Consider the following 12,102-nt stretch of genomic DNA (forward strand, 5'->3'; position numbering starts at 1 on the left):
AATCAGGAGATTGGTTAGCTTCTTGCGCGTTCAATCCTATAAGTGAAACAGCATTCACAGAATAACTGTGTGGTTCTCTTGAGCCTTGGCTGAAGGGAGCCTGCATAGTCTGTGTTTATTTGGAGCCAAATGGACTGTTGAGGCGATCGCAGTTCTGCTCCTTATGCAAACCGCGAGAAAGGGGGATTCGTCACAGTGTCTGTTGGCATTCTCGGCACAAAAGTAGGCATGACTCAGATTTTCGATGAGGCGGGCGTTGCGATTCCTGTCACCGTCGTTCAGGCGGGTCCATGCACCGTTACACAGGTTAAAACCAAGCAAACCGATGGCTACACTGCTATTCAGGTGGGCTATGGCGCAATTAAAGAAAAGGCAATTAATAAGCCTGAGATGGGTCACTTAGCGAAAGCGGGTGCAGGTCCGCTGCGTCATTTGCACGAGTATCGTCTGGCAGACCCCAGCGAGTTCGAGCTAGGACAGCAGTTGACCGTCGATCGTTTTGAAGCGGGTCAAACCGTGGATGTGGTCGGAACCAGTATTGGTCGTGGCTTTGCAGGCTACCAGAAGCGGCACAACTTCAAGCGGGGTCCGATGGCGCACGGTTCTAAGAACCACCGTCTGCCCGGTTCCACGGGTGCAGGTACAACCCCCGGACGGGTCTTCCCCGGTAAGCGGATGGCAGGTCAGTTGGGTGATGCCCGCGTCACGATCCGTAAGTTGACTGTGGTTCGAGTCGATGCAGAGCGCAACCTGATCCTGATCAAAGGTGCGCTGCCGGGTAAGCCAGGTGCGCTGGTGAATATCGTGCCTGCAAAGTTAGTCGGACGAGCGAAGTAAAACGATCGCCCCCAGGACGCTAATTCCACAGCAAATTCCTGGCGGCAGTGCCCAAGAGAGAGTAGAGACGACCTATGGTTGACTGTGTAGTAAAAGACTGGCAGGGTGCGGAAGTGGGTCAAGCTTCCCTGGAACTGCGAGTTGCTAAAGAAACAAGTGCTGCTCACGTAGTGCATCGGGCACTGGTGCGGCAGATGAACAACGCTAGACAGGGAACGGCTTCTGCAAAAACCCGCGCAGAGGTCAGCGGCGGCGGTCGTAAGCCCTGGAGGCAAAAGGGAACGGGTCGGGCAAGAGCCGGTTCTAACCGTTCACCCCTCTGGCGGGGCGGTGGCGTGATCTTTGGACCGAAGCCACGCGACTACTCGACCAAAATGAACCGCAAAGAGCGTCGTTTGGCACTCAGAACGGCTCTGGTCGGTCGGAACCAAGACCTGGTTGTGGTGGCTGATTTTGTAGATCAACTGCCGCGTCCCAAAACGAAGGAGCTGGTTCAGGCTCTCACGCGCTGGGGAGTTGAGGCAGATTCTAAGGTGCTGATCATCACCGCCGATCGCGAAGACAACGTTTATTTGTCTGCTCGCAATATCGATCGCCTCCGGCTGATAACGGCAAGCAACCTCAACGTATTTGACATTTTGAACGCAGACAAGATTGTAATTACCCAGTCTGCGATCGCCAAGATTCAGGAGGTTTACGGTGAAGATTGATTCTCGCGCTCTTCCAGATTTGATCCGCCGTCCCTTAATTACGGAGAAGGCGACTCTGCTGCTGGAACAGAACAAGTATGTGTTCGAGGTTTCCCCTAAAGCTGATAAATATCAGATCAAAGCGGCGATCGAAGAACTGTTTGATGTCAAGGTCATAAAGGTCAATACGCAAGTCCCTCCCTATAAAGCGCGTCGTGTCGGACGGTTCCAGGGCAATCGCCCTCACTACAAGAAGGCGATCGTGACTCTGGCAGAGGGTGACTCGATTACGCTCTTCCCCGAAGTCTAGCCTCTGAGGATTTTAAATTATGGGTATTCGTAGCTATCGACCTTATACACCCGGAACCCGTCAGCGGGTAGTCGTTGATTTCGCTGAAATCACGAAGTCTGAACCGGAAAAATCGCTAACGACATCCGTCCATCGGAAAAAGGGACGCAATAACCGGGGCGTAATCACTACTCGTCACCGGGGCGGTGGACATAAAAAGCTCTACCGCATCATCGATTTTTACCGCAACAAGCACAATATTCCTGCGAAGGTCGCGGCGATCGAGTATGACCCCAACCGGAACGCTCGAATTGCGCTGTTGTACTACCAGGACGGTGAGAAGCGGTACATCCTGCATCCGGCCAATCTGGCAGTGGGCGCAACGGTAATTTCGGGTCCTGAGGCTCCGTTTGAAATCGGCAACGCGCTGCCGTTGGGCAATATGCCGCTGGGTACGACAGTTCACAACGTTGAACTGGTTCCCGGTAAGGGCGGTCAGGTTGTGCGGGCAGCAGGCACTGGCGCACAGGTCGTTGCAAAGGAAGGCAACTATGTCACCCTGCGTCTGCCTTCGACAGAAGTTCGCCTAATTCGCCGCGAGTGCTATGCCACGATCGGTCAGGTGGGTAACGCGGAAGCCAGAAACGTGAGCCTGGGTAAAGCGGGTCGCACTCGCTGGAAAGGACGCAGACCGGAAGTGCGAGGCAGCGTGATGAACCCGGTAGATCACCCGCACGGTGGTGGTGAAGGACGTGCGCCGATTGGTCGTCCCGGTCCGGTTACGCCTTGGGGTAAGCCTGCTCTGGGCGCGAAGACTCGCAAGAAGAAGAAGCTGAGCAATTCATTGATTGTCCGCCGTCGTCGTCGTACCTCGAAGCGGGGTCGTGGCGGACGGGAGGCATAATTCGCATCTGCGTTCGGTCAACCTCTTGTCTAAGAACAGCCCGAACGCAGTATGTATAACTCTTTTTGTTCCGTCTAACGTTCATCACAAGGTTAACTGGTAGCCATGTCTCGCTCGCTTAAAAAAGGTCCGTTTGTTGCTGACCACCTGCTTAAAAAAGTTGAAAACTTGAACGCCAAGGGCGACAAGCAGGTGATCAAAACCTGGTCGAGAGCTTCGACGATTCTGCCTCAAATGATTGGACACACGATCGCCGTACACAACGGACGACAGCACGTTCCGGTCTATGTGACAGAGCAAATGGTCGGTCATAAGCTCGGAGAATTCGCGCCGACTCGCACCTTCCGGGGTCACGCGAAAAGCGATAAGAAAGCCCGTCGATAAAAAAAATAGCCGCTCTAGTCGGTCTTAGTTCAATAGAAACTTATCGCTAGAAGCTAGGAGAAAACGATGCCAACCATTAGTTCTGATGAAGTAAAAGCTGTCGCCCGCTATATCCGGATGTCGCCCCATAAGGTGCGTCGTGTGCTGGATCAAATTCGGGGACGCTCCTACCGGGAAGCCCTGATTGTCCTGGAATTTATGCCTTATCGCGCCTGCGACCCAGTGCTAAAAGTGCTTCGCTCTGCGGTTGCGAACGCTGAACATAACGTTGGGTATACCCCTACTGACCTCGTAATCACTCAGGCATTTGCGGATCAGGGACCTGTACTGAAGCGATTCCGTCCCCGTGCTCAAGGGCGTGCCTATCAAATCCGCAAGCCGACCTGCCATATTACGATCGCCGTCGCCCCAGGCGAATCTGCGGACTAGATCGAAGGCTAAGACTTGCAATTCATACTTTCTGACTATTACGAGGACAAACCGTGGGACAGAAAATTCATCCAGTCGGCTTTCGTCTCGGCATTACCCAGGAGCACAAGTCTCGCTGGTTTGCCGATGCGGGTCGCTATCCAAAACTGCTTCAGGAGGACTACACGATCCGCAACTTCCTGGAAAAGAACCCGATGAAGCTCAAGAGCCTTGAGAGTCCGGGCATTGCCATGATTCGAATTGAGCGCAAAGCGGATCAGATTGACCTCGAAATTCATACCTCTCGTCCGGGCGTCGTCGTCGGTCGGGGTGGACAGGGGATCGAGGAACTGCGAACCAACCTGCAAAAGGCATTGGGCGACAGCAACCGCCAGATCCGGATTAATGTGGTGGAAGTGGCGCGAGTCGATGCCGATGCTGCTCTGATTGCAGAAAACGTGGCACAGCAGCTTGAGCGTCGGGTTTCCTTCCGTCGTGTTGTGCGTCAGGCTATCCAACGGGCGCAGCGGGCTGGAATCGAGGGAATCAAGATTCAGGTGAGCGGTCGTCTGAACGGGGCAGAGATTGCGCGGACGGAATACACCCGCGAAGGCAAGGTTCCCCTTCATACGCTGCGAGCAGACATTGATTTTGCTTACAAGACGGCTCAAACCATCTACGGGATTCTGGGCATCAAGGTCTGGGTGTTCCGAGGCGAGATTATTCCTGGACAGGAAGAAGTGGCTCCGGCATCTGCTCCTGCAAACCAGCCCCGTCGTCGTCAGCCCCGTCGTCGTCAGCAGTACGAAGACCGCTCGAACGAAGGTTAAACAGAACTCCTACATCTGATCAAAGGTACTCAAGATGTTAAGTCCTAGAAGAACTAAATTCCGCAAGCAGCAGCGCGGGCGGATGAGAGGGTTAGCCACTTCAGGCAATGAAATCAACTTTGGTGATTTTGCCCTGCAAGCCCTCGAACCCACCTGGATTACCTCGCGTCAAATCGAGGCAAGCCGACGAGCCATGACCCGCTACATTCGCCGGGGTGGAAAAATCTGGATTCGGATTTTCCCGGATAAGCCTGTGACAATGCGCCCGGCAGAAACCCGAATGGGATCTGGTAAAGGAAACCCGGAATACTGGGTGGCAGTCGTGAAACCGGGTCGGATTCTGTTTGAGATTGCGGGTGTTCCTGAAGCCACTGCCCGCGAAGCGATGCGTTTGGCATCCTTTAAGCTGCCGATTAAAACGAAGTTCATCATGCGCGAAGCGGAGGAGTCGTAATCATGGCTCTGCCTAAAATCGACGAAGTAAGAGAAATGGGTGATCAGGACATTAGTGACCAGATCGCCTCGGTGAAAAAAGAGCTGTTCCAGTTGCGCTTTCAAAAGGCAACCCGTCGTCTAGAGAAGCCGCATCAGTTTAAGCATCTGCGCCATCGTTTAGCGCAGCTTATGACGGTGGAACATGAACGGAAACTTGCAGCAGCGCAATCATCCCTTGAGTCCCAGCCTGCAAGCGAGGAGAAATAAGCAATGGCGGTGAAAGAGAGAGTTGGTCTGGTCGTTAGCGACAAAATGGACAAGACCGTCGTGGTCGCGGTAGAAAACCGATCGCCCCACCCGAAGTACAAAAAAATCATGGTTCGCACCAAGCGATTCAAGGTACACGACGAAGAAAATAAGTGCAAAGTGGGCGATCGCGTTCGTATTCAGGAGACACGCCCGCTGAGCCGCACCAAACGCTGGACAGTCGTAGATATCCTCGGTGGCACGACTAGCGCGTAATTAACGGTGAACGTGATTAGTTGAACCTGTTTATTTGAGGATTAAGAGGGAGACGAACTGTGATTCAGCAAGAGACCTATCTCAATGTGGCGGACAACAGCGGCGCAAGAAAGCTGATGTGTATCCGCGTTCTCGGCGGCAACCGTCGCTACGCCAACGTAGGTGACGTGATTATTGCCGTGGTGAAAGATGCGCTGCCGAATATGGCGGTTAAAAAGTCGGACGTGGTACGGGCAGTCGTCGTACGCACCAGAAAGGGTCTGCGTCGCGATAGCGGCATGAGCATCCGGTTTGATGATAACGCCGCCGTGATCATCAACGCTGAAGGAAACCCCAGAGGAACCCGTGTGTTTGGTCCGGTTGCCCGCGAATTGCGCGATAAGAACTTCACCAAGATTATTTCGCTGGCTCCAGAGGTGCTGTGATGAAGAAAGGAACCAAGGTTCGCTACAAAATGCACGTCAAGAAAGGCGATACCGTCCAGATCATTTCTGGCAAAGAGAAAGGCAAAGTAGGTGAAATTCTGAAAGCTTTTCCCGAAACCAGCCAGGTGATCGTGCAGGGCGTTAACGTCAAGACGAAGCACATCAAACCCCAGCAAGAGGGTGAGTCGGGGCAGATTCAAACGATCGAAGCTCCGATCCACAGCTCGAACGTAATGCTGTATTCCAACAAGCAAAAAGTGGCAAGCCGCATCTGCTACACCGTCAACACGGATGGCAAAAAGGTGCGAATGCTGAAGAAGACTGGGGAAATCATCGATTAGTGTTTGATTCTTTACAAGAAATATCCCTGACCAAGACCAGGGAATTTATGGAGAGAGACCCATGGTAAACAAATTCAAGGCACGCTATCAAGACGAAGTAGTGCCTAAGCTGATGGAACAGTTCAAATACACGAACATTCATCAGGTTCCTAAATTAGTCAAAGTGACAGTGAACCGGGGTTTAGGCGAAGCATCGTCTAACGCAAAGGCACTGGAAGCATCGCTGAACGAAATCGCGAGGATTACCGGACAAAAGCCAGTTGTGACTCGCGCCACAAAAGCGATCGCAGGTTTCAAAATCCGCAAAGGAATGCCCGTCGGCATGATGGTGACGCTGCGCTCCGACCGGATGTACTCGTTCCTCGATCGCCTGATCAATCTGGCGTTACCCAGAATTCGCGATTTCCGAGGCATCAGTCCAAAAAGTTTTGACGGTCGCGGTAACTACACGCTCGGCGTGCGCGAACAGCTTATTTTTCCTGAGATTGAGTACGACAACATCGACCAGATTCGCGGGATGGACATTTCTATCACCACGACTGCGACGACCGATGAAGAGGGTCGTGCCTTACTTAAGGAACTGGGGATGCCCTTCCGGGATATCTGAGGCAATTTCATCAAGAGGAAGCTATGGCGGCTAACGATACCATTGCAGATATGCTGACGCGCATTCGGAATGCGACAATGGCGCGGCATCAAACAACAGAAGTTCCATCGACCAAAATGACGCGAAGCATTGCTGAAGTGCTGCGCTCGGAAGGATTTATTGCTGACTTTACAGAGCAGGAAGAAGGGATCAAGCGGATGCTGGTGCTTTCCCTCAAATACAAGGGCAAAAACCGTCGTCCCATTATTAACACTCTGAAGCGGGTCAGTAAGCCTGGACTGCGCGTTTACTCCAACCGGAAGGATTTACCTCGCGTGTTGGGCGGCATTGGCATTGCGATCATTTCAACGTCCAGCGGCATCATGACCGATCGCGATGCGCGTCGTCAGGGACTCGGCGGTGAAGTGCTTTGCTACATCTGGTAAGGCAGTTTTTAGATTACAACTCACTTTAATCAGGAGAAACTGTCATGTCTCGAATTGGTAAACGCCCAATCACGCTTCCGGCAAAGGTTGATGTGACGATCGACGGACAGGAAGTGAAGGTCAAAGGTCCGAAGGGCGAATTGGCTCGCGTCCTGCCTGCTGAAGTCGAAGTGACTCAGGAAGACGGCACAATTACGGTGGCACGCCGAAGCGACTCTCGCGCTGCCCGCCAGCGTCATGGACTCTCGCGCACCCTGGTTTCCAACATGGTCGAAGGGGTGTCGCAGGGATTCAGCAAGCGGCTGGAGATTCAAGGGGTAGGCTATCGTGCCCAGGTGCAGGGACGCAATCTGATCCTCAACGTGGGATACAGTCATCAGGTGCAAATTGAACCGCCCGAAGGCATTCAGCTTGCTGTAGAAAACAATACCAACGTGATTGTGTCTGGAATTAACAAAGAAGACGTGGGCAATACCGCCGCCAAAATTCGTGCGGTTCGTCCCCCGGAACCCTATAAGGGTAAAGGCATTCGCTACGCAGGTGAAGCCGTCAGACGTAAGGCTGGAAAGGCAGGTAAGAAGTAATGAAACTGACTCGCAAAGAATCAATCAAACGCCGCCATCGTCGCGTTCGTCGCAAAGTATTTGGCACTACGGAACGTCCCCGGTTGGCTGTCTTTCGATCGCATCAGCACATCTATGTCCAGGTGATCGACGATTCGCAACACCATACCCTGGTAGCAGCTTCCACGTTGGAACCCGATGTTCGATCGGAAGTTGAAACAGGTCGCAACTGTGATGCCTCGGTGAGAGTCGGACAGTTGATTGCAGAACGGGCAAAGGCACAGGGGATCGATCAGGTCGTATTCGATCGCGGCGGCAACCTCTACCACGGGCGTGTCAAAGCTCTGGCAGATGCAGCGCGGGAAGGCGGACTGAATTTCTAGGTCATGCTCTGAGTTCAATACAAGAAACTTGTTAGAAGGATAAGGATTATCATGGCGAATCGTCGCAAGAATAACCGTAACAACAAGGAAAAGGAAACCGATTGGCAGGAGCGTGTCGTTCAAATTCGCCGTGTAACCAAAGTGGTGAAGGGCGGTAAGAAACTCAGCTTCCGGGCGATCGTCGTGGTCGGAAATGAACGCGGGCAAGTCGGGGTCGGGGTCGGCAAAGCCAGTGATGTGATCGGCGCAGTGAAGAAAGGAGTCGCGGACGGCAAAAAGCACTTAGTTGAAGTGCCTTTGACCAAAGCAAACTCGATTCCTCACCCAGTTAATGGTGCAGGCGGCGGTGCAAAAGTAATGATGCGTCCGGCAGCACCTGGTACTGGGGTAATCGCGGGTGGCGCAGTTCGTACCGTACTGGAGCTGGCTGGCGTGAAGAACATTCTGGCAAAGCAGCTTGGCTCTGGCAATCCGCTCAACAATGCAAGAGCGGCAGCAAACGCGCTGTCTTCGCTTCGCACCTTCTCGGATGTGGCAGAAGAGCGGGGCGTTCCAATTGAGAATCTCTACGGTTAGTAGTTCGCCTAATCTGAAGGCGCGATCGCTTTAATGATCATCTAATGATCATCTCTTCATGATCATCTCTCGTTTATTGGCTGTATCACTATGAGACTACAAGACGCTGTTCCTCAACCTGGCTCACAAAAACGTCGTCGTCGTGTGGGTCGAGGCATCGCTGCCGGACAGGGCGCAAGCTGCGGCTTTGGGATGCGGGGTCAAAAATCTCGCTCCGGTCGCCCAACTCGTCCTGGATTTGAGGGTGGACAAATGCCCCTCTATCGCCGGATTCCGAAGCTGAAGCATTTCGAGCGAGTGAACGTGAAGCAATACACGGTCATCAACGTGGGCGATCTGGCAGAACTGAGTGCGAATTCCCAGGTGAGTCTGGCTTCGCTAATGGAGGCTGGTATCGTGACGACTGATGATGGTCCGCTCAAGATTCTGGGCAATGGTGATGTATCGGTTGCGCTAACCGTTCAGGGGGCTGCTTTCTCGGCATCGGCGCGCGAAAAAATCGAAGCGGCGGGCGGAACTTGTGAAGTGGTAGGTTAAAAGCTTCTTCAATTTGGGATGTTTGTTGCTGATCCCTTCAGTGTTGTTCTTGAGCGATCGGAACATCTACACTAGGAGAGAAGCTCTCAAATTACACTGCTCTACTGGTTTCATCAACCTTTTAATCAGCAGTACAGCGTACCTGCCAAATTCAGCAGAGGGACTCCTACATGGTCGTTAGTCGAGATAAAACTCCAACCGCTCAAGAAACTTTTGCCCAAATGGCGCAAGCAGCCGGACTGAGAAGTCGGTTGCTTGTGACCGTTGGAATGCTCATTTTAATTCGCCTGGGCATTTACATCCCGATCCCTGGAATCGATCGCGTTGCGTTTCAGCAGGGACTTCAAGGAAGTGGCCTAGGCAACCTCATTGGCATTCTCGATGTCCTGGCAGGGGGCGGTATTTCCGCTGTCGGCATTTTCGCGCTGGGAATTCTGCCCTATATTAATGCCTCCATTATTATTCAGCTTTTGACTGCTGCCGTTCCAAGCCTCGAAGACCTTCAGAAGAACGAAGGGGAAGCCGGACGACGCAAAATTTCTCAAATCACCCGATATGTTGCTTTGGGTTGGGCAATTTTCCAGAGCATTGGTATTTCGCTGCTGCTTAGCCAATACGCGGCAAGTCCAGGACCGCTGTTTATTTTCCAGACGGTGCTGGCACTGACCGCAGGTTCAATGTTTGTTATGTGGGTTGGTGAACTGATTACTGAGCGTGGCATCGGCAATGGAGCTTCGCTGCTGATCTTCGTCAGTATTGTTTCCACCCTACCTCGATCGCTCGGACAGACGATCGACTTGGCTCAAAGCGGCGATCGGAGCTTGGTGGGCGGCGTGATTATCCTGTTCCTGGTTTTCCTGGCAATGATCGTCGGGATTGTGTTTGTGCAGGAAGGGACTCGTCGGATTCCGATTATTTCGGCGCGTCGTCAGGTCGGTCGCCGGATGTATCTGGAAAAGAGCAGCTATTTGCCGCTTCGCCTTAATCAGGGCGGCGTGATGCCGATCATCTTTTCTTACATGGTGCTGTTTTTGCCTGCTTCGCTGGTCAACTTCTTCCCGAATAACCAGGTTTTGATTCAGGCGGTTCGCTACCTCAGCCCCGGTCACTGGCTGAATATTCTGCTTTATCTGGTGCTGATTCTCTTCTTTAGCTATTTCTACGCTTCGCTGATCGTGAACCCTGTAGAAATGTCCCAAAACTTGAAGAAGATGGGCGCGAGCATTCCCGGTATTCGTCCTGGTAAGGCAACCAGCGACTATATCGAAAAGGTGCTGAATCGGCTAACGTTCCTGGGCGCAATCTTCCTGGGTCTGGTCGCAATTATTCCGACTGCGGTAGAAGGCGCAACGCAGGTCAGAACCTTCCAGGGTTTGGGCGCAACGTCGCTGCTGATTCTGGTGGGTGTGGCGATCGACACCGCAAAGCAAATTCAGACCTATGTGATTTCCCAACGCTATGAAGGGATGGTGAAACAATAGTGGCTCGATTGATCTTTTTAGGACCTCCTGGCGCAGGTAAGGGTACGCAGGCACAGGTATTAGCCAAGCACTTTGGCATTCCTCACATCTCCACTGGGGATATTTTGCGGAGTGCAGTGGCGCGGCAGACGGAGTTAGGGCAAAAAGCGCAGTCCTATATGGATCAGGGCGAACTGGTTCCCGACCAGCTCATTATTGATATGGTACGGGAGCGGCTCCACGAAGATGACGTGACTCCAGGCTGGATTCTCGACGGTTTTCCCCGTACGGTGACTCAGGCAAACTCTCTCGATCAACTGCTTCAGGAAATCCATCAGTCCTACGATTACGTGGTGAATTTTGATGTACCTGATGTAATTCTGATCGATCGCCTGCTGAACAGGGGGCGGAAGGACGACACCGAAGAGGTGGTGAAGCATCGTCTGGATGTTTATCGCAAGCAGACCGCTCCGCTAATTGACTTCTACCAGAACCGCAGTCAGTTGATTTCGGTGAACGGCGATCAGTCGGTCGAGGATGTGACGGCTCACCTGGAGCAGTTAATCAACGCTTAATTTCACTCAGTTCCTTTGCTGAAATATAGTTGGGCTGCGTTGTCTCGAAGAAGAGTTGGCGCAGCCCTTCTTTATTTTGTGGCGATCGTCCTATAAGGGAATCCTCAATCCGGTGACAGGATACCCGCGTTGATATAGGCGCATCAGCTCACCGGGAAGCGGTTGAATGGGTGACGCACTGGCACGAACAATAATCGGTTGAGTCCAGGCGTAGCTATCGCAAAATCCGCAACGCTCCAGGTCAATCACACTCTGATCGACCGCATCGGGATCGCCTAGCAGGATAAACTTTACCTGCGATCGCCCCGGAGGGGGGCTGGCATCGCCTCGCCCAAAACGGTCATGCAAAGGTTTACCGAAAGCCGTAGACGGTTCGGGAGGGTAAGTCATGTATTTAGATCTCCATAGGGTAAAGAACCCTAGAGAGTGGAACAAGACTTTAAAACATGACTGAATCAACCAGAACGTATAATCGTCCTAGCCTTCAGACTGCTCACATCAGCCTGGGAGGTTAGCTGGCTATGAGTGTTCGCAGCACCCATAGTCGGCGATCGATCTCCTGATGAGAACAATCACTCCCTCAGTCCATCTCTAGGTAAAGCATGGCTCTCCGGTTAAGTTGCATTGAGCCATTGCTTCACGCCACCAAAATTTTTTTGTGCGAGTAATAGTAGGGGGTGGGGCGATGCGACGCAGTTTCCCCTTCGGGGTAATCGTGATTTATCAGAAACAGCTATGGTCTAGGCTGTAATTTCATCGAACCACCCTTGATTCGGGCTAATTCCGTTTTTAGGATCTTATACGGAATCCGGATAGTAAAGTAACACTATTTTATGCCTGCCTCCACCAGTGAAATAGCGTGTGCTGACGAATGACTTCCGGCATGGCTGCAAGGATGTTACAACGAGAGGC

Annotated in this window: 21 protein-coding genes; 20 read left to right on the forward strand and 1 reads right to left on the reverse strand. The window is 52.6% G+C overall.

Annotation, left to right across the window (positions count from 1 at the left end):
* The first annotated feature begins 195 nt into the window (after positions 1-195).
* The 20 genes from rplC (at position 196) to NDI45_RS13740 (ending at position 11,190) form a co-directional block, all read left to right on the forward strand.
* Positions 196-837, forward strand: a complete 642-nt coding sequence (gene rplC, locus NDI45_RS13645) for a 50S ribosomal protein L3 (protein WP_190794619.1) — start codon at positions 196-198, stop codon at positions 835-837.
* A gap of 74 nt (positions 838-911) precedes the next feature.
* Positions 912-1,547, forward strand: coding sequence for a 50S ribosomal protein L4 (gene rplD, locus NDI45_RS13650; protein WP_190794620.1), 636 nt, complete (start codon positions 912-914; stop codon positions 1,545-1,547).
* Positions 1,537-1,836, forward strand: coding sequence for a 50S ribosomal protein L23 (locus tag NDI45_RS13655; RefSeq protein WP_190794621.1), 300 nt, complete (start codon positions 1,537-1,539; stop codon positions 1,834-1,836). The genes rplD and NDI45_RS13655 overlap by 11 nt, the downstream gene beginning before the upstream one ends.
* A gap of 19 nt (positions 1,837-1,855) precedes the next feature.
* Positions 1,856-2,719 carry a 50S ribosomal protein L2 gene (rplB, locus tag NDI45_RS13660; RefSeq protein ID WP_190794622.1) on the forward strand — a complete coding sequence of 288 codons (864 nt, stop codon included), beginning with the start codon at positions 1,856-1,858 and terminating at the stop codon, positions 2,717-2,719.
* A 105-nt stretch (positions 2,720-2,824) separates the two neighbouring features.
* A complete protein-coding gene (gene rpsS, locus NDI45_RS13665) occupies positions 2,825-3,103 on the forward strand; it encodes a 30S ribosomal protein S19 (protein ID WP_190794623.1) in 279 nt (92 codons plus the stop codon).
* A 66-nt stretch (positions 3,104-3,169) separates the two neighbouring features.
* Entirely contained in the window at positions 3,170-3,532 is a 363-nt protein-coding gene (gene rplV / locus NDI45_RS13670; RefSeq protein WP_190794624.1) for a 50S ribosomal protein L22, read from the forward strand.
* Between the two features lie 53 nt (positions 3,533-3,585).
* Entirely contained in the window at positions 3,586-4,341 is a 756-nt protein-coding gene (gene rpsC / locus NDI45_RS13675) for a 30S ribosomal protein S3 (RefSeq protein WP_190794625.1), read from the forward strand.
* Between the two features lie 34 nt (positions 4,342-4,375).
* On the forward strand, positions 4,376-4,795 hold the full coding sequence (gene rplP, locus NDI45_RS13680; RefSeq protein ID WP_190794626.1) for a 50S ribosomal protein L16: 420 nt from the start codon (positions 4,376-4,378) through the stop codon (positions 4,793-4,795).
* 2 nt (positions 4,796-4,797) lie between these two features.
* Positions 4,798-5,043: a 50S ribosomal protein L29 gene (rpmC, locus tag NDI45_RS13685; protein ID WP_348247663.1), complete on the forward strand. Its 246-nt coding sequence runs from the start codon at positions 4,798-4,800 to the stop codon at positions 5,041-5,043.
* A 3-nt stretch (positions 5,044-5,046) separates the two neighbouring features.
* Entirely contained in the window at positions 5,047-5,298 is a 252-nt protein-coding gene (gene rpsQ, locus NDI45_RS13690; RefSeq protein ID WP_348247664.1) for a 30S ribosomal protein S17, read from the forward strand.
* A gap of 59 nt (positions 5,299-5,357) precedes the next feature.
* Positions 5,358-5,723, forward strand: coding sequence for a 50S ribosomal protein L14 (gene rplN, locus NDI45_RS13695; RefSeq protein ID WP_190789674.1), 366 nt, complete (start codon positions 5,358-5,360; stop codon positions 5,721-5,723).
* Entirely contained in the window at positions 5,723-6,064 is a 342-nt protein-coding gene (gene rplX / locus NDI45_RS13700) for a 50S ribosomal protein L24 (RefSeq protein WP_242067089.1), read from the forward strand. Before rplN ends, rplX begins: the two co-directional genes overlap by 1 nt.
* Before the next feature lie 61 nt (positions 6,065-6,125).
* Positions 6,126-6,671, forward strand: a complete 546-nt coding sequence (gene rplE, locus NDI45_RS13705; protein WP_190789673.1) for a 50S ribosomal protein L5 — start codon at positions 6,126-6,128, stop codon at positions 6,669-6,671.
* A 23-nt stretch (positions 6,672-6,694) separates the two neighbouring features.
* A complete protein-coding gene (gene rpsH / locus NDI45_RS13710) occupies positions 6,695-7,096 on the forward strand; it encodes a 30S ribosomal protein S8 (protein WP_190789672.1) in 402 nt (133 codons plus the stop codon).
* Positions 7,097-7,140: 44 nt separating this feature from the next.
* The gene (gene rplF / locus NDI45_RS13715; RefSeq protein WP_190789671.1) at positions 7,141-7,680 is read left to right on the forward strand and encodes a 50S ribosomal protein L6; all 540 of its coding nucleotides are present in this window, start codon (positions 7,141-7,143) and stop codon (positions 7,678-7,680) included.
* Positions 7,680-8,042: a 50S ribosomal protein L18 gene (gene rplR, locus NDI45_RS13720; RefSeq protein WP_190789670.1), complete on the forward strand. Its 363-nt coding sequence runs from the start codon at positions 7,680-7,682 to the stop codon at positions 8,040-8,042. Before rplF ends, rplR begins: the two co-directional genes overlap by 1 nt.
* 48 nt (positions 8,043-8,090) lie before the next feature.
* Positions 8,091-8,618 (forward strand): 30S ribosomal protein S5, encoded by a 528-nt coding sequence (gene rpsE, locus NDI45_RS13725; RefSeq protein ID WP_347277807.1) that lies wholly within the window; start codon positions 8,091-8,093, stop codon positions 8,616-8,618.
* A 90-nt stretch (positions 8,619-8,708) separates the two neighbouring features.
* Entirely contained in the window at positions 8,709-9,155 is a 447-nt protein-coding gene (gene rplO / locus NDI45_RS13730) for a 50S ribosomal protein L15 (RefSeq protein ID WP_190789668.1), read from the forward strand.
* Between the two features lie 170 nt (positions 9,156-9,325).
* On the forward strand, positions 9,326-10,636 hold the full coding sequence (secY, locus tag NDI45_RS13735; protein WP_190789667.1) for a preprotein translocase subunit SecY: 1,311 nt from the start codon (positions 9,326-9,328) through the stop codon (positions 10,634-10,636).
* Positions 10,636-11,190, forward strand: a complete 555-nt coding sequence (locus NDI45_RS13740) for an adenylate kinase (RefSeq protein WP_190789666.1) — start codon at positions 10,636-10,638, stop codon at positions 11,188-11,190. The genes secY and NDI45_RS13740 overlap by 1 nt, the downstream gene beginning before the upstream one ends.
* A gap of 90 nt (positions 11,191-11,280) precedes the next feature.
* Here NDI45_RS13740 and NDI45_RS13745 read toward each other — a convergent pair whose 3' ends face one another.
* Entirely contained in the window at positions 11,281-11,580 is a 300-nt protein-coding gene (locus NDI45_RS13745) for a hypothetical protein (protein WP_190789665.1), read from the reverse strand.
* Positions 11,581-12,102 lie beyond the last annotated feature (522 nt).

The sequence above is a fragment of the Leptolyngbya sp. GB1-A1 genome, assembly GCF_039962475.1.
In the GTDB taxonomy this organism is placed as follows: domain Bacteria; phylum Cyanobacteriota; class Cyanobacteriia; order Elainellales; family Elainellaceae; genus Leptolyngbya_A.

What these genes read in the sequence shown, in the direction of transcription:
- rplP (WP_190794626.1), top strand. Translation starts at nt 4,376, where the DNA reads ATGTTAAGTCCTAGAAGAACTAAATTCCGCAAGCAGCAGCGCGGGCGG.
- rpsQ (WP_348247664.1), top strand. Translation starts at nt 5,047, where the DNA reads ATGGCGGTGAAAGAGAGAGTTGGTCTGGTCGTTAGCGACAAAATGGAC.
- rplV (WP_190794624.1), top strand. Translation starts at nt 3,170, where the DNA reads ATGCCAACCATTAGTTCTGATGAAGTAAAAGCTGTCGCCCGCTATATC.
- rplR (WP_190789670.1), top strand. Translation starts at nt 7,680, where the DNA reads ATGAAACTGACTCGCAAAGAATCAATCAAACGCCGCCATCGTCGCGTT.
- rpsS (WP_190794623.1), top strand. Translation starts at nt 2,825, where the DNA reads ATGTCTCGCTCGCTTAAAAAAGGTCCGTTTGTTGCTGACCACCTGCTT.
- rplD (WP_190794620.1), top strand. Translation starts at nt 912, where the DNA reads ATGGTTGACTGTGTAGTAAAAGACTGGCAGGGTGCGGAAGTGGGTCAA.
- rplX (WP_242067089.1), top strand. Translation starts at nt 5,723, where the DNA reads ATGAAGAAAGGAACCAAGGTTCGCTACAAAATGCACGTCAAGAAAGGC.
- rplF (WP_190789671.1), top strand. Translation starts at nt 7,141, where the DNA reads ATGTCTCGAATTGGTAAACGCCCAATCACGCTTCCGGCAAAGGTTGAT.
- secY (WP_190789667.1), top strand. Translation starts at nt 9,326, where the DNA reads ATGGTCGTTAGTCGAGATAAAACTCCAACCGCTCAAGAAACTTTTGCC.
- rplE (WP_190789673.1), top strand. Translation starts at nt 6,126, where the DNA reads ATGGTAAACAAATTCAAGGCACGCTATCAAGACGAAGTAGTGCCTAAG.
- rpsH (WP_190789672.1), top strand. Translation starts at nt 6,695, where the DNA reads ATGGCGGCTAACGATACCATTGCAGATATGCTGACGCGCATTCGGAAT.
- rplO (WP_190789668.1), top strand. Translation starts at nt 8,709, where the DNA reads ATGAGACTACAAGACGCTGTTCCTCAACCTGGCTCACAAAAACGTCGT.
- rplB (WP_190794622.1), top strand. Translation starts at nt 1,856, where the DNA reads ATGGGTATTCGTAGCTATCGACCTTATACACCCGGAACCCGTCAGCGG.
- rpmC (WP_348247663.1), top strand. Translation starts at nt 4,798, where the DNA reads ATGGCTCTGCCTAAAATCGACGAAGTAAGAGAAATGGGTGATCAGGAC.
- NDI45_RS13745 (WP_190789665.1), bottom strand. Translation starts at nt 11,580, where the DNA reads ATGACTTACCCTCCCGAACCGTCTACGGCTTTCGGTAAACCTTTGCAT.